Below are 23,955 nucleotides of genomic sequence, written 5' to 3'. Positions count from 1 at the left end.
TTAAGGCGGATTTATCTGTGCGGTACTCGTGCGACAATCGCCGCTCGTCTCAATTAAGCCACGACCCATGAACAAGACCGCTGTGCACCTGCTGATGCTGGAAAAACTCGAAATCGACCTCGATGTGCTCCAGCGCGCAGCGCAAACCGCCTACGAAGCTGCAACCCACGCGGAAAACATCGCCGAGAACAAGTACGACACTCTTGGGCTTGAAGCCTCGTATCTGGCAACAGGTCAGGCACGCCGGGTTGAAGAAATTCGTCAGGCGCTGAAAAACTGCCGGGCCATGCCGCTTGCTCCATACAACCCGGCGCAGGGTATTCAAATCGGGGCGCTGGTCCATCTGGAGGCCGAAAACGGCAGTGAGCAGTGGCTATTCCTGGCTCCGGATGCCGCCGGGCTCAAGCTCGACCACGACGGGCACACGGTCACCGTCATCACCCCACGTTCACCGCTGGGTGCAGCCTTGCTGGGCAAACAGCTGGATGACGAGGTGCAGATCAACGTTGGCGGGGCGGTGCAAATATCCAGCGTCTGCGAAATTCACTGACTGTAACCGCTGCCGCAGGCTGCGATAGGCAGCGCAGGCAGCGGTTTCGGTTTCGGTTTCGGTTTCGGTTTCGGTTTCGGTTTCGGTTTCAGCTTACTTGGCAGCCATCATGCGATTCACTTCGCTGCGCACCATGTTGGCGTATTCAGGCGGCGACATGGCGTCCAGCTCCGAGCGCACCCATTCAGCCCATTTGCCCTTGCGCTTGGCGCGCTCACCGAACAAACGCGCCGCATCCCCTTTGGCCTTGCCCAGGTTGCTCTGCCAAAGGTCATACAAACGGGACTTTTCATCTTCAAGCGCAGCACGCTCAGCGAGAGGCTTGTTGGCGAGGTTGAAGCTCATGAGAATTTCCTGCGGCGTAAATTAGGTGACATCTTACACCCTACAAAGAAGTGTCTCAGCCCGGTTTTTGACTACGCTGTCAGCTCAGAACACCATCCGACTCAAAACAGATGCAACTTTTTAGCATTGGGTTGACTCCATTAGTCATCACACTTTTAACCTGCAAGGAGTACCGCAATGGCTCGAAAAAATGCCGTACAAGCTGAAGATCAAATCAAGGATCAAGCGTTCAGCGAGCTGCAAGAATTGATTGCCGAATCTGAAAAACTGCTCAAGGACAGCGTGTCCCTGGTCGGCGAAGAGGGCGAGACACTGCGTGCACAAGTGAGCCTGAAGCTTAAGCAGGCGCTGGACTCAGTCACCAATGTGCGTGAACGCACCAAGCCGGTGGTCGATGCCACTGAAAACTATATTGGTGGCCATCCGTGGCAAACCGTGGCCATCTCGGCCGGTTTCGGCCTGGTAGTGGGCCTGCTGCTGGGCCGTCGCAACTAAGCCACTCGCGACCTTTATAAAGCAAAGCCCCTGGCGGTCATGGTCAGGGGCTTTGTCGTTTAAAAATTAAAACTCTCGACATATTCAGTGACATTAAGCGCAAGCATTCTGATACTTCGCGGCATTCCCCATGCCAACGAGACAGTCAATGTCCGCTTCTATAACTGCTACCAAACCCTTGAGTACAGCCCTGATTCTGCTGATGGCCACCGCCACCGGCCTGGCTGTCGCCAGCAACTATTACGCCCAACCCCTGCTGCACACCATCGCCCAGGAACTGGGCCTGAGTATGAGCAGCGCCGGTACGGTGGTCATCACTGCACAGCTGAGCTACGGCGCTGGCCTGTTGCTGCTGGTGCCGCTGGGCGATCTGTTCGAGCAACGCCGACTGATCGTCACCATGACCGTGCTCAGCGCCCTGGGCCTGCTCTTAAGCGCCTTTGCGCCGTCACTGACCTGGCTGTTGATCGGTACGGCGATAACCGGGCTTTTTTCAGTGTCGGCACAAGTGCTGGTGCCAATGGCCGCCAGCCTGACCGACCCGTTAAGTCGCGGCCGGGTGGTCGGCACTCTGATGAGCGGTCTGCTCCTGGGCATCCTGCTGGCCCGAACGGTGGCGGGCGCGCTGTCTTCGGCAGGCGACTGGCGAACCATTTATCTGGTGGCGGCGGCCTTGATGCTGGTCAGTGCCATCTCCCTGTTTTGCGCCCTGCCCAACCATCACCAGAGCGCGGGCCTGAGCTACCCGAAACTGCTGGGGTCGGTATTCAAACTGTTTGTCGAAGAACCGGTATTGCGCCTGCGGGCACTGCTGGGGCTGCTGACCTTCTCGCTATTTGCCCTGTTCTGGACACCGCTGGCCTTTCTGCTGGCTGTGCCGCCCTACAGCTACTCGGATGCCGTTATCGGGCTGTTCGGCCTGGCGGGCGCCGTTGGCGCAGTAGCCGCAAACTGGGCCGGGCGCATGGCCGATCGCGGCAAAGGCCAACTGGCCACTACCGTCGGTCTGCTGGCCCTGCTGGCGTGCTGGCTGCCCATGGCGTTTGCCGGCCATTCGTTGATCGCCTTGCTGATCGGCGTACTGGCGCTGGATTTTGCCGTGCAACTGGTCCACGTCAGCAACCAGAATGCGGTGTTCAAAGTGCGCCCAGCAGCCCGTAACCGCCTGAATGCCGGATATATCACCTGCTATTTCATTGGTGGCGCAATGGGTTCGCTGGTAGGCGCGCAGACCTATCCGGTGTATGGCTGGGACGGCATCGTGGTCGTCGGCGCAGTGGTCGCGACGCTGGCACTGGCGGTCTGGGGCTACAGCCTGCAACGCGAAAGCAAGCTGCAAGCCGTCGAATAAGCGCTCATATGGCGCTTTTCATCGTAATGCGAAATCGCTAGCATGCGAAAAACGCCCTGACGATCCGAGACGCCATATGATCCCTAAAGAATCCCGTAATGAACTGGCCCTGGATACTTTTATCAAGGCGCACCCTGAACTGATCGAAGAAATGAAAGAGCTGAGCGCAGAGGACCGCCAGCAGCAGATTTTGTGGGCTTTTGAAGATGAAGCCGAAAGTCGCGGCCTGGAGGCCTGGGAGCTGGCACTGGAACTGATCGCCCGTTCACCTGAGGAACTCAAGAGCATGCGCCTTGAAGTGCACCAGGAAGTTGCCGAAGCACTGGACATGAGCTGGGAAGAGTATTGCGGTTTCAACGAAATCGCCGTCTGAACCAACCTGCCCCACAAACAACGCCCGGTCGATCACTCTCCGGGCGTTTTTTTGTTCAAAGTTCAGGATTTGTGATGGGCATCCACCAGCTTTTTGGCCATCACCAGATGCATTTCAAGTTTGGGCAAATATTTTTCGGCCAGTGCCTGCAACTCGGGCGAGTCAGAGCTGCTGGCTTGCTGCTTGAACAGCTCAATGACCTCTTCATGGGTTTTCACCTGACTGGCCGCATAGGCCGCATCGAATGAATCCCCTTCTTGCACCTGCAGCATCAGCTTTTTGGCCTTGTCGAGGATCTGCTCGTCGCTGGCAACCTGCAGATCCTGCTTGCTGGCAATGTCCTTCAAATCCCGGTTGGCATTGGTGTAGTCCTTGATCACCTCCACGGCATAACTTTCTACGTCTGTTGAAGAGGTTTTACTGATCGCCATACGGCTGGTTTCTATCTGGGCAATCCCTGCTGCATGGGCCTCATCAACAAAGCCTGCCGGACTGGCTGCGACTGCTGTGGCCGCCACGATCAGGGAACAGACCAAGGCACAACCTGCCACGAAGCGTTTAGGGCCAATCAGGGTTTTCATAACATCCTCCATAAAAAGGCAGGTTTATTCCCTGCACAGAATCTGAAGGCACGTAATGGCAAAGGTTTAGATGAAGTTATCTTTTCTGACGGGTGGTTGCTTCAGACAAGCTGCCGGGGGCCAGGAAAAATTGGACTCTTACCAAGAGTCCCGTAACACATGGCCATGCAGTCATTTCAGCGAACCGTGAGCCATACTGTCCAGGAACACTTCCAGTAACACAGGAGAAGCCTTATGGACATCTTCAGGGACATGCTCAACAACTGGGAATCCAGGTCTCAGGAATCCAGTGAGCGGGTTGAATACACCCTTGCGTTGCACAAGCATGATCTGGTCAAAATCAAGGCTTTCGCCCAGGCCTACGGGCTGGATGAGGCCAGCATTACCCAAGGCCTGATCCATAGCGCGCTCCAACAAGCTGAACAGGCCATGCCATACGTGAAGGGTTCTGAGGTCATCAGGGTTGAAGAAGGCGAAGACATTTATGCAGACGCTGGCAGAACACCTGCATTCGTGGAAGCAGAGCAAGTTTTCTCCAGAACTCTGGCGGTGAAAAGCCAGTCATCCTGAATCAAGCCTCGCAAGAGACTTGCGAACGGTGCGTACAGGTTTTTATCACCGTTGAAACTGGCTCACCCGAATGAAGGCAGGCTGGCGATCAACGCACCGTCAACGGCAACCGATCCAGAGCACAGCCGTTGCCCTTGGAGGCTGGCGGCTCGACCATCCGCAGAGGCGCTCCGGTGTCCTCGTCAAAAATCTTCACCTGGCAAGAGTCATAGGTCTCGGGGTTTTCAATAATGCCGCCCTTGATCACATAGCGAGCCCCCGGGGCGAACTCACTGACGAATTCGATTCTGCAGGTACGGCCGGCGTTTGCCGCGCCATCCACCACTAAATGCAACGGCTTTGCCGCTTCGACAGAGATAGAGCCTGCTGGCCGGGAGGTTTTGTCGCGCACGGCGAACAATTGCCGGCCCGGCTTCACTGCCACTGTCCGGCCGTACTTGCAGCCCACAATCGGAGCCTCGGTCAGGGTCAGGTAGTTGCGATAATTGCTCAACGCGTCCATTTCACTGCGGATCTGCGCCTGGGGTGCGCCGGCTGGGGGCGTGTAGTGCTGGACCTGTGCGCAGCCTGCGGTCAGCAACAACAGCATGCCAAGTGGGAGCAGCTTCATAATCGTCTAAATCCATTTGAGTTCGAGTGGGAGCACTCAATGGGACGGCCGATGCATTCAGTCGTCCTTGATGATTGCCAGGGCCAGATAGTAACGCAGAGCACGCTACTGCGCTTCTTCAGCCAGACCGAGCCGCCTGAATCGCGAGCAAGCCCGCTCCCACAAGGTACTTGGAGCCCTCAGGCAAGCATCAATCCTGATAACCCGGCGCAATACGATCAAGCATTCGCAGTAACGCAGCCCAAGCCAGTTGCATGGCGTCCGGGTCGTCCAACTCGCCCTCCTCCAGCGGCCTGCCGGGGTCGTTGAACTGGCGCTCGGTGTATTCGCAAATATCGGCGGCGGGTAAAACCAACTCACCGGCAGCCATCGCGGCCAGCTGGATTTCGCAGGCTTTATCCAGGTAGTACATGCGCAAAAAGGCCTGACTCACAGTTTCACCAACGGTCAGCAAACCATGATTACGCAGGATCAGCACAGGCTTGTCGCCGATGTCCTGCACCAGCCGCTGCTGCTCGCTCAGGTCCAACGCCACACCTTCATAGTCGTGATAGGCGACACGGCCATAGAACTCCATCGAAATCTGGTTGACCGGTAGCAGGCCACACTGCAATGCCGCCACGGCACACCCGGACCTGGTATGGGTATGCAGCACGCAATGGGCGTCTTCACGGGCGCCGTGTATGGCGCTGTGAATCACAAAACCTGCCGGGTTGACCGGGTACGGCGACGGTTCCACGGCATGGCCTTGCAGGTCTATCTTGACCAGGTTGGATGCCGTGATTTCCTCGAACATCAGCCCGTACGGGTTGATCAGAAAGTGATGTTCAGGCCCCGGCAATCGCACCGAGATGTGGGTAAAGATCAGATCGGTCATGCGAAAGTGCGCGATCAGTCGATAACACGCCGCCAGTTGCTCACGTAAATGCTGTTCTACCGGGTTCATGTCCGCTCATCCTCTGTGATTTTGCATGCCTGCAACCCACGCTCCAAAGCATCCCAGCCATCGAAGCCACGACGAGCAATAAACACCAACCGGCTTACGTTGGCCATTGCTTCATCGGTGGCGGGCAAAAACTGACTGCGGCTGCCAACATGCTGCAACCAGTGCGCCGAGCTGCTCTGGGCCAATACCACCAGGCCCTTGACCCGGAAAACATCACTGGGCAACGCCTGCAACCAGCCGCGCAAGCGCTCGATATTGAGGGTAGCGGTCTGCTGCCATGTCCAACTGCTGAAAATTTCACTGTGATCGTCGCTGGACACGGGAGTTAGCGGTTTGGCCCCTCGCGGTTCAGGCTCCGAATCCAGCCAGAGCGCATCAGGCTGCGCGAAACTACAACGTGAGGTACCGGGATATAAGAGAGTGACTAACCAGTCATTATTAATGTTTGGCTTGCTTACACCGAAAACAATTACTCATCACAATAAAAAACTGCCAATACAAGTATCCACCCTGAGTTGCTATACCCCTACCGATGCTTTGCTAAAAACAAAACCTTATTAAGCTCAACATATAAGCTGTTTTGTCAGACAATACGACATTTTATATATCCGCTCGTCAGATCAAACTCCCGAAAACATTTAAAACTTGCCCTAAATTTTATCTGTGCTTTGCTAGTGAAGCCAACCTGCCCCATCGTCTTCAAAGGATGAAGTGATGAATAACACACATACAATATCGACCAGTCCTCTATCAAAAACAGAGCAAGAGTCAATCAACGACATCACGCAAAAAATTACACAACACAGTAACGAACTGCGCAAACGGTACAGCCTGCTAGGTTATCAGAACGTCATAGGTGCCAGTGTGATGACACTGTCCGTGACGGGGATGGTGATCATGGGTGCGCTGTATATAAAAGGCATAATACCCGGCTGGCTGTGCATTCTGGTCAATGCCTTACTGACCTCGCTCATACACGAACTTGAACATGACTTGATCCACCGCCTGTATTTCAGAAAGCAACCCTTAGCACACAACCTGATGATGCTGCTTTGTTGGATAACTCGCCCAGGAATGCCCAGCCCTTGGTTAAGGCGTGAGCTGCACTTTCACCACCACAAAGAGTCGGGCACAGATACCGATGTTGAAGCATGGATTACTACCAGCGGCAGCACGTGGGGTGCAAAGAGGTTTTTAAAACTTATTGACGGCTTTGTATTTGGTATTGTGAATGCCTTGTTCGCACCTACCTGGCGAGAAAAGATCAGATTGACAGTCAAGGTACTTCGCTTGAATGCGCCTATGGGGCTCCTGTACTGGGGCTGCTGGTATATATTCCTGGGATATCACCTGTACACATGGGCAAGCTCCCTTATGGGCATTGCCTATCAGCCATCACCAACCACTTCAATGCTGATGAACGTGATCAATAGCGCGGTGGTTATCATCGTAGCGCCAAATATCATACGTCAGTTCTGCCTGTTCTTTATTAGCTCCAATATTCATTATTATGGCGACGTGACACCACGCAATCCCTTGCAGCAAACCCAAGTCATGAACCATTGGTGGTTGTGGCCATTCCAGTTGTTTTGCTTCAATTTTGGCAGCACACACTGCATTCATCATTTCGTAGTCAGAGACCCGTTCTACCTTCGTCAAATGACAGCGCCCTTTGCCCATAAGGTACTCGCTGAGCACGGTGTGCGCTTTAATGACTTTGGCACCTATAAACGCGCTAACCGCTACAACTTTACTCAGCCGGAGTCTTGAATAAAAAACCTTCTCACTATCTGTTTACTCAGTCATCGAGTATCTCCACCGAAAACACCAAACACGGACCGTTATCACTCGTCAACTTTCAGACGACTGCCTTAACTGACGAGTTAAACAATAGCGCAACTTCAATCGCAGGGAGTCTTACGCATGGAAGCCAAGGGAATATGTACACCGGAGTTTGAAGGCGTCAAACAGGCTTTTGAATCCATCTTTAATGATCCGCAGGAACGAGGGGGAGGACTTTGCGTCAAGATCGGTGATGAGACCGTTATAGATGTATGGGCAGGCTCGTCGGATCTAGAAGGTAAAAAAGCCTGGAACAAAGATACATTGGTCAATACATTTTGCACGGTCAAACCGTTCGCTGCGGTGGCTGCATTGATGCTGGTTGAGAAAGGGAAATTAGAACTGGACATCCCGGTGGCTCATTATTGGCCTGAGTTCGCACAAGGCGGTAAAGGTGAAGTGACCCTGCGGCATGTGATGAGCCATACCTCCGGGATTCCCGCTTTGAGATTCCCGGACCACAATCCCAAGATGTATGACTGGGAACATATGGTTCAAGTACTGGCTGCTGAACCGTTATGGTGGCAGCCCGGGACCGAACTTGGCTATGGAACTACAACCTATGGCTGGATCCTCGGGGAGTTGATTCAGCGAACTGACGGGCGCACCCCTTGCACCTTTATCCGAGAGGAAATAACCCAGCCCCATGGACTGGAAGTTCATCTTGGCGTGGAAGAGAACAATTTTTACCGCATCGCCCACTTTAACGCAGCCAAAGGCCGAACAGGCGATCCTTACTCCAGGAACTTACGAGCAGTGGTTGCTGCTGATTCAGAAGATATCTCGACGCTTGCATTTACCAATCCAGGCATGACGCCCAAGCGATCATCTGATCCCAGGTGGTGGGCCTTTCAGCAGCCCGGCGCAAGCTCACACAGCACGGCAGGTGGACTGGCCGGTTTTTACAGCGCATTGCTGGCCGGGCGCTTGATCGGCAAAGAGATGCTGAATGAGTTCACCAAGGAGCACAGCAACGGCATAGACCGTATCTGGAAGCGGCCAATGCGTTATGGCTTGGGTTGCATGATGGAACAGAAGGCCGATCCGGATGCTACACACTGCATGGGGCCCAACACCTTTGGTCATATAGGCCTTGGCGGTCCAATTGCCTTCGCCGACGCTGAACGAGACATCAGCTTCAGCTTTGTGACAACCACATCAGGTGGTCACACGATGATTGATCCACGTGCCCAGAACCTGGCAGCTCTGGCTTACGCCGCGTTCTAGGCGTTCACGGATTGAAGCCTCCACAGCCTGATAGAAATAACGCGCCTGCTTGCCCCAGGCGCGTGCTGCTTAGTGCATCGCCACACCATCCAGCGACTTGTCGACATACGCCTTGGCCAGCTCCACCAAATGCGCTACCGACAACACCAGATCGCGCTGCATACCGCTCAAACCATTCCCCGCCTCACTCGCCGAAGCACCCGCGCAGCGCAACAAGTCTGACGCTTGGGCCAAAGCCGCTTCTAAATTGACACTGTTCGGGATGGCAAACATCGCCGCGCCCATGGGGCGAGCAGGCATATGGCTTTGCAGGTAGAAATCGAGCGCACGATCAGCGGCGGCACGGTCCAGCGACTGTGTATCGCACTGAGCAGCATCTTGCAGGGTAAAAGAAGGTGGATCGGGGGTGATCTTTTTCATGGGTCAACTCCAGATGCGTCCAAAGGAGCTGCCACTTGTCGCGACTAAACGAAGGGGTGGCAGCCGTACGCAGGTTAGTCGACCGGTGCATCTGGAAACCGGCGCGCCCAAAGGCGCCCTGCGCACGGCCACCATAGAAGGTGGGCCAAAAAAAGCGCCTCTCTAGGGTGGCGCTGATGCGCCAGATGGCAAACCGGGCGACTAAACCCGACCGCTGATTTTGCAGCGATGGGCCGAGACTATTCCCCGATTTGGGCAGGCGCAAGCGAGCGGGATTCTCTCGGAAGCTTCACTGGATTGAAAGCGAAACGTCGTACGAAAGTCCTGATTTACGCTAGCTAATCTCACATAACTGATCGCCTCACGGCGGGGTTTAATCCTTGGAGGCAACGTGAGTTATCTAAAATTTTCAACCGCCGAATGGCGCTTGCATAGCAATGTGAAAAACGACAACGCAATGACAAATGTCATTACAAGAGTCAAGCTCATGGCCTCTATCAACATCCGCGTGGACGATGAACTCAAAGCCCGCGCCTATCAGGAACTTGAACGCCTGCGCAAGTTGCCCGACTGCTATCAGCTTTGGATTCAACCGGTCGACCCTACACAACTACTACATTCTGAGTAAGCAGAAGGAGTGTTGCCGCATCGTGCGGTGCTCGGCGATTGCGTTGGCAACCGCAGCTGGTGAACGGTTCGCAGCTTGTACATCCATACTTCGTTCAACCCCGAAGTGTACGCCCACTTAGACTCCATACTGCGGCAACAGTATTCGAAGGAGCGGGCTAATGAGGCCGTCTTTTTTTGGTAACAAGGTAGTCGTTGCGACATTTGTGATGGCCGTATTCGGCTGGGGCATTGGTTTCTACGGCCCACCAATTTTCATGTACGCAGTCATGCAGAGTACCGGTTGGTCGCTGGCCATGTGCTCCGCTGCGGTTACAGTCCACTTTCTGTCTGGTACGTTGGTGGTGGTGAACCTACCTGGCTTTTATAGATATGCAGGCGTTCCTTTAGTCACGCTTGCTGGCGTGATCATTCTCTCGATCGGAGTGTACGGTTGGTCCATTGCCACTCAACCTTATCAGCTATTTATTGCCGCAACGCTTAGCGGCTTCGGTTGGGTAACGATGGGGGCCGCCGCAGTCAATGCAGTAATCTCTCCTTGGTTCGTGAAGAGGCGGCCAGATGCATTAGCCAAGGCTTACAATGGCGCGAGTCTCGGCGGTGTGATCTTCTCATCTGCCTGGGTCTACTTGATTAGCACATTTGGCTTCACTAATGCGGCGATAGGCACGGGGATCCTGTCCGTAGCGGTAATGGCTGGACTCTCATTCATGGTGTTCAACATCCGACCCGAACAACTCGGCCAATACCCCGATGGGGCGTCTCACGAGCTATGCGAACTTCAGCAGTCGTCTAGCCCCTCAGCGATAATGCTGAGAGTAAACAGGCAGTTCCTTACCCTGGCGGCTGCAATGTCCCTAGGCTTGTTCGCGCAAATTGGCCTTGTTAGCCAACTTTTTTTGATGTTGACCAACCATGTTGCAGCACAAACCGCAGGCCTGGCCATAGGCGTGGCGACTACAAGCGCTATAGCCGGTAGGTATCTGGCCACTTGGCTGATGGGGAGAAATATCAACCGCCGCACGGTTGCCTGTATCAATTACGGCTGCCAACTTGCCGGATGTGTGAGCTTGATCGGCTTGAGTGCATTTCCTGCGTTGCTATGGGTAGGCATGATCCTTTTCGGCATTGGTATTGGCAATGCAACATCGCTGCCGCCGCTAATCGCTCAGGCAGAGTTCCCGCGCGACCAAGTTCATCGTGTGGTTACGCTGATTGTGGCGATCGCACAGGGCTGCTATGCGTTTGCACCGGTGGTTTTTGGTGGGGTGAAATCTTTGGTGGGCGGGGCGTACGGGGGATTGTCTCTGCTGGTTGTCGCAGGGTGCATTCAGGGACTGGCGTTGGTGGCGCTGCTTTTGGGCAGAAAAACTGACAGATGCTGACATCCTGCATCAACACTGCCATTTTTCTGTAACGAACCACTCCCCTCATCTTCGTCACACCACTGCTGCTTCAATCGTTCTGGAACGCCAGGCATAAGCCAACACCATCAGCAGCCCCAGAGCAGCCATCGCCGCTCCCGCCAAGGAGATCGCCGGATAACCCAGCCCGGCATTGATCACCGCTCCGCCCAGCGCCGCACCAATCGCGTTGCCGAAGTTGAAGGCGCCGATGTTTACCGCCGAGGCCAGATTGGGCGCATCCTTGGCCGCTTCCATAACGCGCATCTGCAGAGGCGGCACAAGGGCGAAGCTGGCGATACCCCATATCAGGATGGCAACCGCGGCTGGCAGCGGCCAGCGCATCAGTACAGTGAACGCCAGCAAGACCAGAATCAGCATGCTCAACGAAACGATCAGGGTGCGATCTATCGAGCGGTCGGCGGCCTTGCCGCCCCACATGTTGCCCAGCGTCAAACCCACACCGAACAGCACCAGCATGGCGGTGATGTAAGCGGTGGATGCGTGAGTCTCACTGCTGAGGATCGGTGCGATGTAGGTGAAGACGGTGAACATGGCTCCCGAGCCGACAACGGTCAGGGCCAAGGCCCCCAGCACCGGGCCACGGCCCAGTACCTTGATTTCGGCCAGTACACCGACGCTTTTCGGCGCCGGCAGGTTGGGCAGAGCGAACCATAATGCGACCATGGCCACCACGCCGAGGCCGGTAATGCCCCAGAATGCCGTGCGCCAGCCCAGCAGTTCGCCAAACCAGGCGGCCAGTGGAACACCACCGATGGTCGCCAGGGTCAAGCCCATGAACATGGCCGCAACCGCCCCCGCACGTTTCTGCGGTGCGACCACGCTGGCGGCGACGATGGAGCCGACGCCAAAGAACGCACCGTGGTTCAGTGAGGTCACCACCCTGGCGACCATGAGACTGTAGTAATCGGTAGCCAGGGCTGACATCAGATTGCCCAAGGTGAAAATCGCCATGAGTCCAATCAGCAGATAGCGTCGTGGAATTCTGCCGGTGGTCAGGGTCATCAGCGGCGCGCCGAGGAGTACGCCCAGCGCGTAAGCACTGACCAACAGACCTGCGGCGGGAATAGATACGCCGAGATCCGCAGCGATGCCCGGCAACATGCCCATGGGTGCGAACTCGGTAACGCCAATGGCAAAGGCGCCAATGGCGAGTGCTACAAGTGGTGGATTGATACGCATGGAAAACTCCTTATCTATGCCGCCAATGCTACGATCCACCCTTTCAAGGCGGTAGATAGCATTTTTGGCAATCACCTTTGCGTAGTGAGCACAAATGGACTTCAACGGCAGGTCGGGTGAAATGAGCGTGTTCGTTACGGTGGCGCAGGAAGGCAGCCTGTCGGCCGCCGCGCGTGCATTGGGGCTGACACCCTCTGCGGTCAGTCGGATCATTGCGCGTACCGAGCAGCGTCTGGGCACCCGCCTGCTGTTGCGCACCACCCGAGCGATCACCTTCACCGCAGAGGGTGAAGCTTTCCTGCGCGGCGCCCGGCGCATCCTGGCCGACATGGACGAGGTCGAAGAAGCCATCGCCGACCAAGGCGTACCAAGGGGCCGATTGCGGGTCAGCGCCGCCCTGGGCCATGGGCGGCTGGCCATCGTTCCCTTGGTGGCAGCATTCAGCGCCCGTTATCCGAATATCGTCGTTGACCTCACACTGGGTGACGAAGTCGTCGACATTCTCGGCGGCCAGGCTGACGTGGCGATACGCTTTGGCCATTTGCCGGACAGCCCGCTGACCGCGCGCAGGATCGGTGCCACCGGCCAGGTCGTGGTGGCATCCCCCGAGTACCTGCAGCGCCACGGTATCCCCCTCGAACCGGAGGACCTGCTACGGCACAACTGCCTGCGCTTCAACTTCCGGCGTGCCGAACCCAACTGGCCGTTTATCCGCGATGGAAAAGAGTTTTCCCTAAAGGTCAGCGGCAACATCGAATGCAGCAGTGGTGAAGCGCTGGCACAACTCGCGCGAGTAGGTGCCGGCATTGCACGTATCGGTGAGTTCAGCGTGAGCGAGGATCTGCAGCGCGGCGACCTGATTCCGCTGTTGGAAGCCTGGAACCCCGGGGACCAAGAACCGATTCATGCGGTGTTCGTCGGCGGGGCGGCAATGCCGGCGCGGGTACGATTGTTCGTGGACTTCTTGCTGGAACATCACCGGATGTAAGCTGATATTTTCGGGTACTTGTGATGTTGAAGTGATCAAAACATTTTTGGGTGCACTATCAATAGATGGTTTGCCTTACTGGAACAATCGTGAACTCTGGCATTGATGGGTCGTCCGCACGTCTTAAATGGCCGTCGTGAAAGACCGCTTTTGGCCGATTTCTGCCTGTCGTCACTGGCAGAAATCGGGCAGAAGCTGCCCTATCTATCGTGGTCATTTTCACGCTTTTTTATCTACCAGTGCGCTTGCAAAATCTGGGATTCACGCGTTAAACCTTATGGATAGGGAAATCAAATGGATACCTTGACCCATGAGCAGATCAAAGAGTTTTGCCAAGTGGGTGATGGGCTCCTGGAAAGTGGCGACTACAAGGCCGCCATCGGCCAATACAACCTGGCGTGGGAGCTGATTCCAGAACCCAAAAATAACTGGGAGGCGGCGACATGGGAACTTACCGCTATCGGCGATGCCTGTTTTCTTGGGGGATTCTTCACCTCGGCAAAAGAAGCTCTTGAGTATGCGATGACTGGTCCCGATGCAATCGGCAATCCATTTCTGCATTTGCGTCTGGGCCAAGCACTGTACGAAAGAGGGGAAACTGATCGAGCCGCCGATGTACTCATGTGAGCGTACATGGGGGCTGGAGATGAGATTTTTGGCAGCGATGACCCTAGGTATTTCGTATTCCTAAAAAATTGTGCCGCGCTTTAATAAGCTAGCTGACCGACGATAGTTCGACGACGGCAATAAGCGGACCTCGTTTGCTGCCTGGTAAGTTAGCCTTCCGCGCTTGGCAGGGTAGCCACACTCAGCGCAGCAATGAAGTCAGCGAACCCTCCTGTCACTCGGCCAAAAGCTGACTGATCGAACCTTGCCTAAGCTTGCGTCCTTTTGAGGCTTCGATATCTCTAAGAGAACCGGGGCGATTCCGATGATTTTTTCAAGGTAATACAGAGGGCTAATATGGGCATCTTAGATCGGTTGTTTGGTGGACGCTTTACCATGCCCCCACCCGAGGAAACCAACCTCAGCGCTTCAGCAATCATGAAAGAACTGCGGCCGGAACGAAGCGATCCGTCCCAGAAAAAAGCTCTTGAGGCTTTTTCCAAAACGCTGGTAGCTGTAGTTCCAGAAAAAGAAGGCGCTAGGCTTGTTAGGCGCGTGATGCGTAGGTACGCAATGGGAGACGACGCATCCAGTGCCCTCTCGGAGGGATTTCTGAATGACTCAAAGGGACAAAAACTTGAAAACCTCGTTCTCCTTAGCATGGATTGGAAGGGCTTTGACGTGTTTGAGTACCAAGCCCCCTATTTGGTTAGAGCCAGTGGTTTGAAAGAGCCATACGTTTATGTGCAGGATGGTGTCTCATCGATGCCCGAAGTTCTCAATGACTTTGATCAATGGCTGGCTCGGTTTGGTAAACGTTATCTTCACCTGGATTTCGGAGATGATAATTACGAAGGTGTCATTGTTGACACTAATCGGCTGGAAGAGATTGCTGAGTTGGCTGGACGAGCTGGTATAAAAGTCAGTCTTGAGAACTTCTAGTCGTGAGACTGTCCGAAACAGTCCCACGCCTTAAGTCTGTGCCGCTTACGGCTGCTATCGACCCATAGCGGACCTTGGAGATAGATTGAAACCGGCCCTATGCTGTATTTCGCCTGCTTCTGTTAACGTCGGAATGGGCTATCGTTGGCCAAGCAGAGCTGCTAGAGGGGGATCACTGCGTTGGGCTGTACGCGGCTAAAAATGCATCTGTCGCTCTGGTAGCCGTTTCTTTACAGAAGGCCTGGTCGAAACCCTGCATGGTGGAAAACAGGAATAGGTCAATCCATTCGGACTCCAGCAGTGCGCGCAAGTGTAAAGCTGCGACCCGTGAATCAGATTGGCGAAGTTTCCCTGTGTCCATGTAATGCTTGAGTAAAAGCGATGTCGCCTCTAAAAATTGTGCTGGTCCGGCTTCATAGCAAGCTTTGCCCAATCCTGCTTTGCGGCCAGCTGCGGACAAAAGTAACCGGCGGACAGCCATAACCTCTTCTGAGTAAAGCAAAGAAATAATTTGTTCCCCCAAGATCTGAAGAGCGTCACGAATTGGCAGTGACAGGTTCTCAATGGCATTAAACGTTTCGCGCATTTGCGACCCTGCCGCCGTCATCAGCACTTCGTAAAACAGGACCTCTTTGGATTCAAAATACGCATAGAGTGTTGCTTTAGAGCAGCCGAGACTCATTGCAATTTGAGCCATGGAAGCGCCCTCAAATCCTTGGTCATGAAAAACCTGCCCGGCGGCCATTAAGATCGCTGATCGGCGTGCCTCGGATTTCGTTCGCATAAGCGGTCTCGTTCAAAAGTTTGCCTATCCTAGTCCATCGGTCGTCAGCTTCGTACCAAAAGCTAAACTAGACCGTACGGTTTAGTTTAGAATCCAACACTGGCATGCCAAAGCCCTTGCCAACCGACCGCGCTGTCAGCTGACAGTGTTTGGCCTGACGTGAAATTACAGATTTGGAGTGAAGATGAACAAGAAGAGGCCAGTCAATCTCGACTTGGGTTCAATGAAATACCCTGTCACGGCACTCACCTCGATCCTGCATCGTCTGTCCGGGATCCTGCTTTTCTTGTGCCTGTTCGTGATGCTTTACGCATTGGGCAAGTCATTGAGCTCAGAAGAAGGTTTCAACGAGATCAAAGGCATGCTGTTATCGCCGCTTGGCAAGCTGATCGCGTGGGTGCTGTATTCAGCTTTGATCTATCATTTGGTGGCGGGCGTCCGGCACCTGATCATGGATATGGGGGTGGGAGAGACACTGCAAGGCGGAAAGCGCGGTTCTGTTATCGTAATTATTGTGTCGACCTTGCTCATTGCTGCCTGTGCCATTTGGCTCTGGATGTAATCAGCGTCGATGGCGCTCAGAGATATACGTTCGCCAAAGAAGGCCCCCACATTTTGATTAAGTGTGGGGGCTTTTTACTTAGTACTTACAACAGGCGAATCGCTCAAGACAAGGACTCCGTCGAGCGACTGCTTTTGGCCGATAGCTGCCTGTGGCTACCTGGAGCAATCGGTAGGTCTTTACCGAACAGGCAGAACCGGTATTCGTCATCGACGACCAATTCGAGCACAAGCAAGTGCCACGTTGATGTGAACTCACTCTATTGCCTAAAAAAACCTACCTTTGCAGGGATCCACAGGGTTTTCGTCTCCCAAAACTCTCTGCCCAGCCCACAGCCCTGCCACCTGTCAGCTTGGTGCAGAAGTGCGGAAAAAATGTAGAGGAGCGGTCTGCGTAAAAACGTTCCCATGGCGTTCCCATGACTTTGTGCGACAACCTGTGAATCTACCGCCTGAGAAGGCATGTATATTTTTTGGGGAACGCCATCGAAAAAAGGTAATAACGGTAAGCGCTTGGGAAAAACGTCTGTAACACCCGAAATCAAAGGGCTACAGCCGATACGGTGCAGGTAATATCTGAGTAACCTATAAGTAATCTAATTACTCTTTTATTAACTAATCACCTATAAGCATCAACCCCTTACGAATTAATGAGTTACGATTAAATTACATTCCACATCACTTAAAATAACTTGTCTGTGCAATACGCCAAAGCCAACAAATACCGGACTTCCAGCAGCCTCTCGATCTATTGCGAAATATAAGGCTGGAAATTTAATTACGAAAACAGCTTGCATAAACCGCCAACTCACGATAAAAACTTACTCCCGCACGGGAACATTAAGATGTACATGATCCAGCAGTGGCTTTTCACTGTTCTGGTGAAGTTCCGTTGAGCGCAGTATCGAAGTCCAACGCCTCATTGATTGAGAGTACATCCCTTTAAATGGATTAAGAGGGAACGATAATGACTGCCTTACAAACTTTCGTCTTGCCCGAATGCATCACTGGCAGCTCTGCCGATAAAACGCTAGGTCACGCGCTGATTAAAGCATGGCAAACCGATGGTATCTTCCAGATAACAAGCACCCCCGATCAAGAGCTCGCACTGCAAAGTGCTCTTCAGGCTAGCAAGCGCTTTTTCAAAATGCCTCACGCGGTAAAAGCAAGCTGTTTGAGTGATCTGAGTTATAGCGGGTATGTTTTTTCAGGAGAAGAAGTTACTGCTGGCGAACGGGACAACCCTGAGATATTCACAGTCTGCAAAGATTTACCGCACACTAGCGAGCAGGTACAACAGGGCTGGCCTTGTCACGGTCCCGCACCATGGCCCGACGCCGACTATAAGTCCAGCATGCAGAACTACATGGACGAGCTAGGCCTTGTGGGAGAAAAGCTGTTAGAACTTGTTGCCCTAGGGCTTGAGTTGCCGGACAAGAACACACTAACATCACTGACTAAAAACGGATGGCACCACATGCGTGTGCTTCGTTTCCCTGCCGAATCCTCCAGCACATCCCGAGAGATTGGTGCCCATACAGATTATGGTTTGTTGGTCATCGCCAGCCAGGATGATGTGGGCGGTTTGTATATTCGCCCGCCGGTTCCAGGAGAAAAACGCAACAGAAACTGGTTGCAATCAGAGAGTTCTGCTGGCCAGTTCGAGCACCAGGAGCCTTGGACATTTGTCAAACCAGTCCCCCGCGTATTTACAGTCTTCCCCGGGGATATTCTGCAATTTCTGACTGATGGCCTTCTACTTTCTACGCCCCATAAAGTCAAGCTGAACACCCGCGAGCGCTTTGCCTTCGCCTACTTCCACGAGCCTCACTTCGAAGCTGTTGCCCGCCCGGTACTTGGGAGCGAAAGAGACACATCAATTCATTATGGTGAACACTTCACCAACATGTTCATGCGCTGCTACCCGGAACGGACTACTACAAAACGTATTCACCGCGAGAATCGCTTGGCCCATATCGAACGGCTAAAAGATGAAGTCTTTCGACCGCAACAACAATACCCAAACTAATCAGTCGAGGTATTACTTGGGCCCCGAAGATGTAATGTAAGCCCATTAAAATATTGGGCTTCTCAGTGGTTAAGGTGCCCGCAAAAGCCCTCTCACGAGATCCAGGTGAGAGGGCTTCTACAACTTCAATGTTTGCTGCATATATAAGCTTGGTGAAAATTGAATAGCCCAGCTTTGTGGCCACACGATTACCGATTCTGGCCGATAGCTGCTTGTGGCTACTTGGAGCAATCGGTAGGTCTCTACTGAACAGGTACAAAGAGCATTCGCCATCGGCGACCTACTCGAACACAAACATGTGCCCAGGTTGATGTGAACTCACTCCCTTGCCTCAAAACCCGGATCCTTGCAGGGATCTGCAGGCTTTTCGTCTCGTAAAACTCTCTACCCAGCCAGCTGCCAGCAAGACGCAGAACTGCAGAAAAAAAGACCTATATAGCCCGCAGGCGAGGTGGAGGGACGACGGCGCGCGCCTGGGCATGAAGCACGTCACGACCCCAAAGCCCGTCAACATTGCTATCCGATGGCCTTCACCTGAGAGCCCTGTAGCCTTTATGGGTGACGCCAAAGTGCGACCACCTTCCATCAGCACTTTGACGAGAAACGCTGTGCGCTCGCACTGGCAGTCTCAGAAGGTGCGTTTACAGGCCTATGTGTGACAGACCGAAAAAAACCGCCTCGATGGGCGGCTTGGTAACACGGTAACGCACAGGTCAAACAATGATCGTGTGAGGGTATGCGTGCATGGCGCTGTTGTGTGTCACCAGGCTGATACCCTCCGCAAGCGCTTGAGCCACCATGATGCGGTCAAACGGATCTCGGTTTAGAGGAGCCCTCTGGCTAGAGAAACAAGCCCGCATCCCCATATCACCCTTTTCCAGACGCCAGAAACCACAAACCCCCGACTTTCTCTAGGAAAATCAGGGGTTTGTGTTTACTTAATGTGGCGGTGAAGGAGAGATTCGAACTCTCGATACAATTTCTTGTATACACACTTTCCAGGCGTGCTCCTTAAGCCACTCGGACACTTCACCGTATCTCTTCAAACAAGTTCTGTCTGTCGAGGCGCGCTAATGTAGTCGAAAGCTTTCGATATGACAAATGTTTTTTTCAGAATTTTCATGCGCTTACGAAAATAGTCGTTTTTTAGGCACGGCCCTCGCGGGTGATTGCGCCAAATCCCGGGCCAGGCTCCTTTGCCCGTTCAGCCGTAATCGCTGCTGCGCCGCCTTCTATATAGAGGACGAAGGTCAATTGCCTGACTCACCAGTCAGTCATAGCCCTTTACCTGCGCCGTAGGGCTGGGTAACGTCTGCCCCACTTCATAACAAGGAATTGCGCCATGAGTGACTTGATTGCCTACCACCTGGAAGACGGTATCGCCACGCTGACCTTGAGCAATGGCAAGGTCAATGCCATTTCCCCGGACGTGATCACCGCGTTTAATGCCGCGCTGGATCAGGCCGAGCTGGATCGCGCTGTGGTCATCATTACCGGGCAGCCGGGTATTCTTTCGGGCGGTTATGACTTGAAGGTAATGACGGCCAGCCCTGAGCAAGCCATTGAGCTGGTCAGGCAGGGATCGACTCTGGCTCGGCGCATGCTGGCGCATCCTTTCCCGGTGGTTATCGCATGTACCGGTCATGCGGTGGCCAAGGGCGCATTCCTGTTGTTGTCGGTGGATTACCGCATCGGCGTCGAAGGCCCGTTCAGTATTGGCCTGAACGAAGTGCAGATCGGCATGACCATGCACCACGCCGGGATTGAACTGGCCCGCGACCGCCTGCGTAAATCGGCATTTCATCGTTCGGTGATCAACGGCGAAATGTTTAACCCGCTCACCGCGGTAGACGCAGGTTTCCTCGACAAGGTGGTCAAGCCCGAAGAGTTGCAGGCCGCAGCCCTGGAAGTGGCCCGCCAGTTGAAGAAGATCAATATGAAAGCCCACAGGAACACCAAGCTCAAAGTGCGCAAAGCACTGCTGGAGACGCTGGACAAGGCTATAGAAGAAGACCAGCTCCACCCGCTCTGACCTTAGCCCCTCAACACCGATCCCGATTGCAGCCTGCGGTCGGGATTCAGCCCCCTCCTCGCCTCGCGACAAATCCCCTTAAACATCTCTAGCCTGCACCTCAACCAGCCCATTGAAACAAATGCTAAAACTTCAGCTATCTCCTACTTGTATCGGGGTAATTGCTGAATACAGTGCACATCCGTACACTGCGCCATCTTTAGTTTCAGCGAGCCTGTAAATGCTACTTTCGATACGTATGTTGTTGATGTGTCTGCATTTTATGATCGCAGGCGTGCTCGGTGTGCTGTTGGGCATGTGTCGTCCTTTCAATCCGGACAACAGTCGCCTGTGCGCGCGACTTTATGCCTGGCCTTCCAGATGGATCCTCGGCTACACGCTCAAGACCGAAGTCGGGCCGTTGATGGACAAGCCTCACAGCTGCGTGGTCATCGCTAACCACCAGTCCAATTACGACTTGTTTGTGTTCGGCAATGTGGTGCCGCGCCGTACGGTCTGCATCGGCAAAAAAAGCCTGAAGTGGGTGCCTCTGTTTGGCCAACTGTTCTGGCTGGCGGGCAATGTGCTGATTGATCGGGGCAATGCCCAGAAAGCCCGTAAATCGATGCTGACCACCACGCGCACCCTGCAAGAAAAAGACACGTCAATCTGGGTGTTCCCGGAGGGCACGCGCAATTTTGGTGAAACCCTGTTGCCGTTCAAGAAGGGCGCGTTTCAAATGGCAATTACTGCCGGCGTCCCGATTGTGCCGGTGTGTGCCAGCACTTACAGCCAGCATCTGAAGCTCAACCGCTGGCACAGTGCTGATATCCAGATTCGCTCCTTGCCCCCGATCCCTACGGCGGGCCTGACCCTGGACGACATTCCTCGGCTGATGGAGCAGTGCCACGAGCAAATGCGCGAGTGCATCGAAGCGATGGACCGCGAACTGCTGAGCCAACATAAACGTCTGGCGCCACCCGTGGCCAGAAGCACTGCTTCAACCTCTAATCCGAACCTCTGAACGTTTGTCGACTCAAAGTGCAAGATTGCGCGCTAAGCTGCATATTCGTGCCATAACCCTTTGAAGAAGAAGCGATTAGAACTATGGGGAGAGTTGTTGCTGCTGCGGTTTACAACGCAGGCAAGAAAGTCACCGCTATCACTCTGGACGAAGGCATAGAGTGGGCCAAAAAGCCCGGTCACTTCGTCTGGATTGGTCTGGAGCAACCCGACGCGCAAGAGCTGAGCAACCTGCAACGCCAGTTCAACCTGCATGAACTGGCCATCGAAGACGCCCTTGAGAAACACAGCCGGCCCAAGCTTGAAACCTTTGGCGATGCGCTGTTTATTGTTATCTACTCGCCGGTTCGCCATGAAGGCAAACTGGAGTTCGTCGAAACCCATATTTTTGCCGGCAACGGCTACATCATCACCAGTCGCAATGGCCACTCAGCCTCGTACAAGGCCGTACGCCAGCGCTGCGAGGCGCGCCCGCTGCTGCTCGAGCATGGTGAAGATTTCGTGCTGTACGCCCTGCTCGACTTCGTGACCGAGAGCTATCAGCCCGTCAGCGAAGCCATCCATGCCGAAATCGACCAGCTCGAACAAAACATTCTGGGCAATGCACTCAATGAAGCCGATATCGTGCACTTGCATGCCCTGCGTCGCGATGTGTTGCGATTACGGCGCTATGTGGCGCCCATGGTCGAAATCAGCGAAGAATTGCAGCGCCTGACATTCCCTTTTATCGACAAGAACATGCGCCCGTATTTTCGCGATGTGCAGATTCATGTCACCCGCCAGATGGAAGACCTCACCACCCTGCGCGATATCGCCACGCAAACGATTGAAATCGTCGTATTGCTGGAGTCATCACGCCAGAGCATTGTGCAGCGCAAATTCGCAGCCTGGGCAGCCATTCTGGCCTTCCCCACTGCAGTGGCGGGCATTTACGGGATGAACTTTCAGAACATGCCGGAGCTGAGCTGGCATTACGGCTACTTTGGCGTGTTGGGGTTTATTACGCTGGGGGTGACCGGGTTGTGGGTCAGTTTCAAGCGGTCTGGCTGGTTGTGAGTTTCACTATCTGTCACACACAAGACCTGTAGCCGCTGCCACAGGCTGCGATGAGGCACGCAGCGGCCTCTTTATCGCAGCCTGCGGCAGCGGCTACAAATCAATAAGCGTTACACGGTTTCGGTTTGCGGCTTGTGCGAAACGAACCGCATCATCCACTCGGCAACGGTGCGGCCATGATGGTCTTGCTCCAGGCTGGCGATGCCGGTGCTGTAGATCTGCGCGCCCAAATGCTCCTGGCGCAGGTCAAGCAAGGCGCGTGAGTAGTCGTGGATAAACTCGGGGTGGCCCTGGAAGCACAGCACCTGATCGTTGATGTGGTAGGCGGCAAATGGGCAGAAATCGCTGGATGCAATGACTGTGGCATTGTCCGGCAAGGCCGTTACCTGGTCCTGATGGCTGATCAGTAGCGTCAGTTCCTCGACCACAGGGCTCATCCAAGGCGCCTTGGCCGCCAGTTTGTACTGATGGGTGCCAACGCCCCAGCCCTGGGTGGCACGCTCGCTCTTGCCGCCCAACAGCAGCGCCAGCAATTGATGACCAAAGCACACGCCGATCAACTTGTCGCCACGTTCAAAGCGGGTCAGCAGGTAGGCCTTCAGGGTCTGAATCCAAGGGTCGGTGCCAAATGAGTCGGCTTTACTGCCGGTCACCAGATAGGCGTCGAAGGCCTGGTCGTCTGACGGGTACTCGCCATGCATCACGTTGAACACACTGAATTGCGCAGCGATCGGCTGCGTGGAGAACAGGCGCACGAACATTTGTCCGTAGCCCTGATATTGATCAACAAACTCTGGACGCAGAATGTCGGTTTCCAGAATGCAGATGCGTAGCGACATAAAAATACCTGGCACGATAAAAGCGAAAGTAATGATGACAACTGGTCAGAGCCTGCCTTGAAAGGGTATTTCAAGGCAAGTACTGAACGTAGTAATAGCCTGTCCCGCCCTGAGAAAAGTACGCCTTGGCGGGACGAAAACACCCCGCTCCACGCTCCCGGACGAACGGTAGGGCACTAAGGATATCGACTGTAAACCAGCCCATTGCGTCTAGCTGCGGGGTGACAGCGCAAGCCAAGAAACCCTAATAGCTTTTTAGAAACCTACTGCACTTGAATGATGTAAAAGGGTTCTAAGCCATATCTTATGAGGGCTCTAAGGTTAAACCTGTCGCGGGGGGCGAGCTTTTTCAAGGATTGGTGCCCTTGTCGCTGGCATTGTCGTCCAGGAATAACAAAAAAAGGCAGATAGCCATGTTCAAACATACGAAAGTACGTCAGGCCGGACTCATTCTCTTTGCTACCACCTTGCTGCTGATCTTGCCGAATTTGACCAAGGTCATCGGCTAAAGACTCGCCCTGATGCCGAAGGCGTGCAGCCCCTGTGCGTCTTCGACGGCCGTGGGTTACTGCA

Annotated in this window: 25 protein-coding genes, 1 tRNA gene and 1 pseudogene; 17 read left to right on the top strand and 10 right to left on the bottom strand. The window is 54.2% G+C overall.

All coding sequences use genetic code 11. From position 1 onward, the window contains the following. The first annotated feature begins 67 nt into the window (after positions 1 to 67). Positions 68 to 550, top strand: coding sequence for a GreA/GreB family elongation factor (locus V6L79_RS09905; protein WP_261741407.1), 483 nt, complete (start codon positions 68 to 70; stop codon positions 548 to 550). Positions 551 to 643: 93 nt separating this feature from the next. On the opposite strand, the gene V6L79_RS09900 is transcribed toward V6L79_RS09905, so the two are convergent. Next, positions 644 to 895, bottom strand: a complete 252-nt coding sequence (locus V6L79_RS09900) for a hypothetical protein (protein ID WP_133077876.1) — start codon at positions 893 to 895, stop codon at positions 644 to 646. Between the two features lie 177 nt (positions 896 to 1,072). Here V6L79_RS09900 and V6L79_RS09895 point away from each other — a divergent pair, with 177 nt between their 5' ends. From V6L79_RS09895 to V6L79_RS09885, 3 genes are all read left to right on the top strand, one after another. Then, positions 1,073 to 1,390, top strand: a complete 318-nt coding sequence (locus V6L79_RS09895; RefSeq protein ID WP_261741406.1) for a YqjD family protein — start codon at positions 1,073 to 1,075, stop codon at positions 1,388 to 1,390. Between the two features lie 148 nt (positions 1,391 to 1,538). After that, a complete protein-coding gene (locus V6L79_RS09890; RefSeq protein WP_261741405.1) occupies positions 1,539 to 2,741 on the top strand; it encodes an MFS transporter in 1,203 nt (400 codons plus the stop codon). Positions 2,742 to 2,817: 76 nt separating this feature from the next. Then, positions 2,818 to 3,114 (top strand): DUF6388 family protein, encoded by a 297-nt coding sequence (locus V6L79_RS09885; RefSeq protein WP_016779995.1) that lies wholly within the window; start codon positions 2,818 to 2,820, stop codon positions 3,112 to 3,114. 62 nt (positions 3,115 to 3,176) lie between these two features. Here V6L79_RS09885 and V6L79_RS09880 read toward each other — a convergent pair whose 3' ends face one another. Next, positions 3,177 to 3,695, bottom strand: a complete 519-nt coding sequence (locus V6L79_RS09880; RefSeq protein WP_261741404.1) for a DUF4142 domain-containing protein — start codon at positions 3,693 to 3,695, stop codon at positions 3,177 to 3,179. A 234-nt stretch (positions 3,696 to 3,929) separates the two neighbouring features. Between V6L79_RS09880 and V6L79_RS09875 the strand changes: the two genes are divergently transcribed. Then, complete coding sequence (locus V6L79_RS09875; protein WP_338580139.1) at positions 3,930 to 4,265, top strand: hypothetical protein; 336 nt, start codon at positions 3,930 to 3,932, stop codon at positions 4,263 to 4,265. A gap of 88 nt (positions 4,266 to 4,353) precedes the next feature. Here V6L79_RS09875 and V6L79_RS09870 read toward each other — a convergent pair whose 3' ends face one another. The 3 genes from V6L79_RS09870 to V6L79_RS09860 form a co-directional block, all read right to left on the bottom strand. Continuing rightward, positions 4,354 to 4,875 carry a hypothetical protein gene (locus tag V6L79_RS09870; protein ID WP_261741402.1) on the bottom strand — a complete coding sequence of 174 codons (522 nt, stop codon included), beginning with the start codon at positions 4,873 to 4,875 and terminating at the stop codon, positions 4,354 to 4,356. A gap of 190 nt (positions 4,876 to 5,065) precedes the next feature. Next, a complete protein-coding gene (locus V6L79_RS09865) occupies positions 5,066 to 5,821 on the bottom strand; it encodes a class II aldolase/adducin family protein (RefSeq protein ID WP_338580138.1) in 756 nt (251 codons plus the stop codon). Next, complete coding sequence (locus tag V6L79_RS09860) at positions 5,818 to 6,141, bottom strand: GTP-binding protein (protein WP_338580137.1); 324 nt, start codon at positions 6,139 to 6,141, stop codon at positions 5,818 to 5,820. The genes V6L79_RS09865 and V6L79_RS09860 overlap by 4 nt, the downstream gene beginning before the upstream one ends. Before the next feature lie 394 nt (positions 6,142 to 6,535). On the opposite strand from V6L79_RS09860, the gene V6L79_RS09855 reads away from it, so the two are divergent. Then, positions 6,536 to 7,591 (top strand): fatty acid desaturase, encoded by a 1,056-nt coding sequence (locus V6L79_RS09855; protein WP_321836002.1) that lies wholly within the window; start codon positions 6,536 to 6,538, stop codon positions 7,589 to 7,591. A 153-nt stretch (positions 7,592 to 7,744) separates the two neighbouring features. Beyond that, positions 7,745 to 8,890 (top strand): serine hydrolase domain-containing protein, encoded by a 1,146-nt coding sequence (locus tag V6L79_RS09850; RefSeq protein ID WP_261741398.1) that lies wholly within the window; start codon positions 7,745 to 7,747, stop codon positions 8,888 to 8,890. Between the two features lie 69 nt (positions 8,891 to 8,959). Here the strand turns inward: V6L79_RS09850 and V6L79_RS09845 are convergent, their stop codons facing one another. Further along, on the bottom strand, positions 8,960 to 9,310 hold the full coding sequence (locus V6L79_RS09845; RefSeq protein WP_321836669.1) for a DUF6124 family protein: 351 nt from the start codon (positions 9,308 to 9,310) through the stop codon (positions 8,960 to 8,962). Positions 9,311 to 9,797: 487 nt separating this feature from the next. On the opposite strand from V6L79_RS09845, the pseudogene V6L79_RS09840 reads away from it, so the two are divergent. Both V6L79_RS09840 and V6L79_RS09835 read left to right on the top strand, forming a co-directional pair. Beyond that, a pseudogene (locus V6L79_RS09840) lies at positions 9,798 to 9,878 on the top strand (type II toxin-antitoxin system RelB/DinJ family antitoxin); the annotation flags it as partial. A gap of 220 nt (positions 9,879 to 10,098) precedes the next feature. Further along, the gene (locus V6L79_RS09835; protein WP_338580136.1) at positions 10,099 to 11,322 is read left to right on the top strand and encodes an MFS transporter; all 1,224 of its coding nucleotides are present in this window, start codon (positions 10,099 to 10,101) and stop codon (positions 11,320 to 11,322) included. 54 nt (positions 11,323 to 11,376) lie between these two features. On the opposite strand, the gene V6L79_RS09830 is transcribed toward V6L79_RS09835, so the two are convergent. Beyond that, a complete protein-coding gene (locus V6L79_RS09830; protein ID WP_321835998.1) occupies positions 11,377 to 12,543 on the bottom strand; it encodes an MFS transporter in 1,167 nt (388 codons plus the stop codon). A gap of 94 nt (positions 12,544 to 12,637) precedes the next feature. On the opposite strand from V6L79_RS09830, the gene V6L79_RS09825 reads away from it, so the two are divergent. From V6L79_RS09825 to V6L79_RS09815, 3 genes are all read left to right on the top strand, one after another. Next, the gene (locus tag V6L79_RS09825; RefSeq protein ID WP_338580135.1) at positions 12,638 to 13,531 is read left to right on the top strand and encodes a LysR family transcriptional regulator; all 894 of its coding nucleotides are present in this window, start codon (positions 12,638 to 12,640) and stop codon (positions 13,529 to 13,531) included. Positions 13,532 to 13,825: 294 nt separating this feature from the next. After that, positions 13,826 to 14,158 (top strand): tetratricopeptide repeat protein, encoded by a 333-nt coding sequence (locus V6L79_RS09820; RefSeq protein ID WP_338580134.1) that lies wholly within the window; start codon positions 13,826 to 13,828, stop codon positions 14,156 to 14,158. A 336-nt stretch (positions 14,159 to 14,494) separates the two neighbouring features. Next, positions 14,495 to 15,079 carry a hypothetical protein gene (locus tag V6L79_RS09815; RefSeq protein ID WP_338580133.1) on the top strand — a complete coding sequence of 195 codons (585 nt, stop codon included), beginning with the start codon at positions 14,495 to 14,497 and terminating at the stop codon, positions 15,077 to 15,079. Between the two features lie 172 nt (positions 15,080 to 15,251). On the opposite strand, the gene V6L79_RS09810 is transcribed toward V6L79_RS09815, so the two are convergent. Continuing rightward, positions 15,252 to 15,863, bottom strand: a complete 612-nt coding sequence (locus tag V6L79_RS09810) for a TetR/AcrR family transcriptional regulator (RefSeq protein WP_321833761.1) — start codon at positions 15,861 to 15,863, stop codon at positions 15,252 to 15,254. A gap of 184 nt (positions 15,864 to 16,047) precedes the next feature. Between V6L79_RS09810 and sdhC the strand changes: the two genes are divergently transcribed. After that, complete coding sequence (gene sdhC / locus V6L79_RS09805; protein ID WP_321833759.1) at positions 16,048 to 16,425, top strand: succinate dehydrogenase, cytochrome b556 subunit; 378 nt, start codon at positions 16,048 to 16,050, stop codon at positions 16,423 to 16,425. 966 nt (positions 16,426 to 17,391) lie between these two features. Continuing rightward, positions 17,392 to 18,453, top strand: a complete 1,062-nt coding sequence (locus tag V6L79_RS09800) for a 2OG-Fe(II) oxygenase family protein (RefSeq protein WP_338580132.1) — start codon at positions 17,392 to 17,394, stop codon at positions 18,451 to 18,453. A gap of 944 nt (positions 18,454 to 19,397) precedes the next feature. Here V6L79_RS09800 and V6L79_RS09795 read toward each other — a convergent pair. Beyond that, a tRNA-Ser gene (locus V6L79_RS09795) sits at positions 19,398 to 19,487 on the bottom strand. A gap of 308 nt (positions 19,488 to 19,795) precedes the next feature. Between V6L79_RS09795 and V6L79_RS09790 the strand changes: the two genes are divergently transcribed. From V6L79_RS09790 to V6L79_RS09780, 3 genes are all read left to right on the top strand, one after another. Continuing rightward, positions 19,796 to 20,485, top strand: a complete 690-nt coding sequence (locus V6L79_RS09790; protein ID WP_261741385.1) for a crotonase/enoyl-CoA hydratase family protein — start codon at positions 19,796 to 19,798, stop codon at positions 20,483 to 20,485. A 220-nt stretch (positions 20,486 to 20,705) separates the two neighbouring features. Then, a complete protein-coding gene (locus V6L79_RS09785) occupies positions 20,706 to 21,488 on the top strand; it encodes a 1-acyl-sn-glycerol-3-phosphate acyltransferase (protein WP_261741384.1) in 783 nt (260 codons plus the stop codon). An 83-nt stretch (positions 21,489 to 21,571) separates the two neighbouring features. Beyond that, positions 21,572 to 22,543, top strand: coding sequence for a magnesium and cobalt transport protein CorA (locus V6L79_RS09780; protein WP_261741383.1), 972 nt, complete (start codon positions 21,572 to 21,574; stop codon positions 22,541 to 22,543). Between the two features lie 110 nt (positions 22,544 to 22,653). Here V6L79_RS09780 and V6L79_RS09775 read toward each other — a convergent pair whose 3' ends face one another. After that, on the bottom strand, positions 22,654 to 23,382 hold the full coding sequence (locus V6L79_RS09775) for an amidotransferase (RefSeq protein WP_261741382.1): 729 nt from the start codon (positions 23,380 to 23,382) through the stop codon (positions 22,654 to 22,656). Between the last annotated feature and the right edge of the window lie 573 nt (positions 23,383 to 23,955).

It is taken from the genome of Pseudomonas sp. ML2-2023-6 (assembly GCF_037055265.1).
Classification (GTDB): domain Bacteria; phylum Pseudomonadota; class Gammaproteobacteria; order Pseudomonadales; family Pseudomonadaceae; genus Aquipseudomonas; species Aquipseudomonas kulmbachensis.
This window is presented reverse-complemented; position numbering and strand designations above follow the sequence as displayed.

Bases quoted from the DNA above. Each gene is read 5' to 3' on its own strand.
- V6L79_RS09780 (WP_261741383.1), top strand. From the start codon at position 21,572: ATGGGGAGAGTTGTTGCTGCTGCGGTTTACAACGCAGGCAAGAAAGTC.
- V6L79_RS09810 (WP_321833761.1), bottom strand. From the start codon at position 15,863: ATGCGAACGAAATCCGAGGCACGCCGATCAGCGATCTTAATGGCCGCC.
- V6L79_RS09835 (WP_338580136.1), top strand. From the start codon at position 10,099: ATGAGGCCGTCTTTTTTTGGTAACAAGGTAGTCGTTGCGACATTTGTG.
- V6L79_RS09820 (WP_338580134.1), top strand. From the start codon at position 13,826: ATGGATACCTTGACCCATGAGCAGATCAAAGAGTTTTGCCAAGTGGGT.
- V6L79_RS09815 (WP_338580133.1), top strand. From the start codon at position 14,495: ATGGGCATCTTAGATCGGTTGTTTGGTGGACGCTTTACCATGCCCCCA.
- V6L79_RS09905 (WP_261741407.1), top strand. From the start codon at position 68: ATGAACAAGACCGCTGTGCACCTGCTGATGCTGGAAAAACTCGAAATC.
- V6L79_RS09825 (WP_338580135.1), top strand. From the start codon at position 12,638: ATGGACTTCAACGGCAGGTCGGGTGAAATGAGCGTGTTCGTTACGGTG.
- V6L79_RS09890 (WP_261741405.1), top strand. From the start codon at position 1,539: ATGTCCGCTTCTATAACTGCTACCAAACCCTTGAGTACAGCCCTGATT.
- V6L79_RS09865 (WP_338580138.1), bottom strand. From the start codon at position 5,821: ATGAACCCGGTAGAACAGCATTTACGTGAGCAACTGGCGGCGTGTTAT.
- V6L79_RS09870 (WP_261741402.1), bottom strand. From the start codon at position 4,875: ATGAAGCTGCTCCCACTTGGCATGCTGTTGTTGCTGACCGCAGGCTGC.
- V6L79_RS09855 (WP_321836002.1), top strand. From the start codon at position 6,536: ATGAATAACACACATACAATATCGACCAGTCCTCTATCAAAAACAGAG.
- V6L79_RS09790 (WP_261741385.1), top strand. From the start codon at position 19,796: ATGAGTGACTTGATTGCCTACCACCTGGAAGACGGTATCGCCACGCTG.
- V6L79_RS09875 (WP_338580139.1), top strand. From the start codon at position 3,930: ATGGACATCTTCAGGGACATGCTCAACAACTGGGAATCCAGGTCTCAG.
- V6L79_RS09885 (WP_016779995.1), top strand. From the start codon at position 2,818: ATGATCCCTAAAGAATCCCGTAATGAACTGGCCCTGGATACTTTTATC.
- V6L79_RS09775 (WP_261741382.1), bottom strand. From the start codon at position 23,382: ATGTCGCTACGCATCTGCATTCTGGAAACCGACATTCTGCGTCCAGAG.
- V6L79_RS09900 (WP_133077876.1), bottom strand. From the start codon at position 895: ATGAGCTTCAACCTCGCCAACAAGCCTCTCGCTGAGCGTGCTGCGCTT.
- sdhC (WP_321833759.1), top strand. From the start codon at position 16,048: ATGAACAAGAAGAGGCCAGTCAATCTCGACTTGGGTTCAATGAAATAC.
- V6L79_RS09785 (WP_261741384.1), top strand. From the start codon at position 20,706: ATGCTACTTTCGATACGTATGTTGTTGATGTGTCTGCATTTTATGATC.
- V6L79_RS09895 (WP_261741406.1), top strand. From the start codon at position 1,073: ATGGCTCGAAAAAATGCCGTACAAGCTGAAGATCAAATCAAGGATCAA.
- V6L79_RS09880 (WP_261741404.1), bottom strand. From the start codon at position 3,695: ATGAAAACCCTGATTGGCCCTAAACGCTTCGTGGCAGGTTGTGCCTTG.
- V6L79_RS09800 (WP_338580132.1), top strand. From the start codon at position 17,392: ATGACTGCCTTACAAACTTTCGTCTTGCCCGAATGCATCACTGGCAGC.
- V6L79_RS09845 (WP_321836669.1), bottom strand. From the start codon at position 9,310: ATGAAAAAGATCACCCCCGATCCACCTTCTTTTACCCTGCAAGATGCT.
- V6L79_RS09830 (WP_321835998.1), bottom strand. From the start codon at position 12,543: ATGCGTATCAATCCACCACTTGTAGCACTCGCCATTGGCGCCTTTGCC.
- V6L79_RS09850 (WP_261741398.1), top strand. From the start codon at position 7,745: ATGGAAGCCAAGGGAATATGTACACCGGAGTTTGAAGGCGTCAAACAG.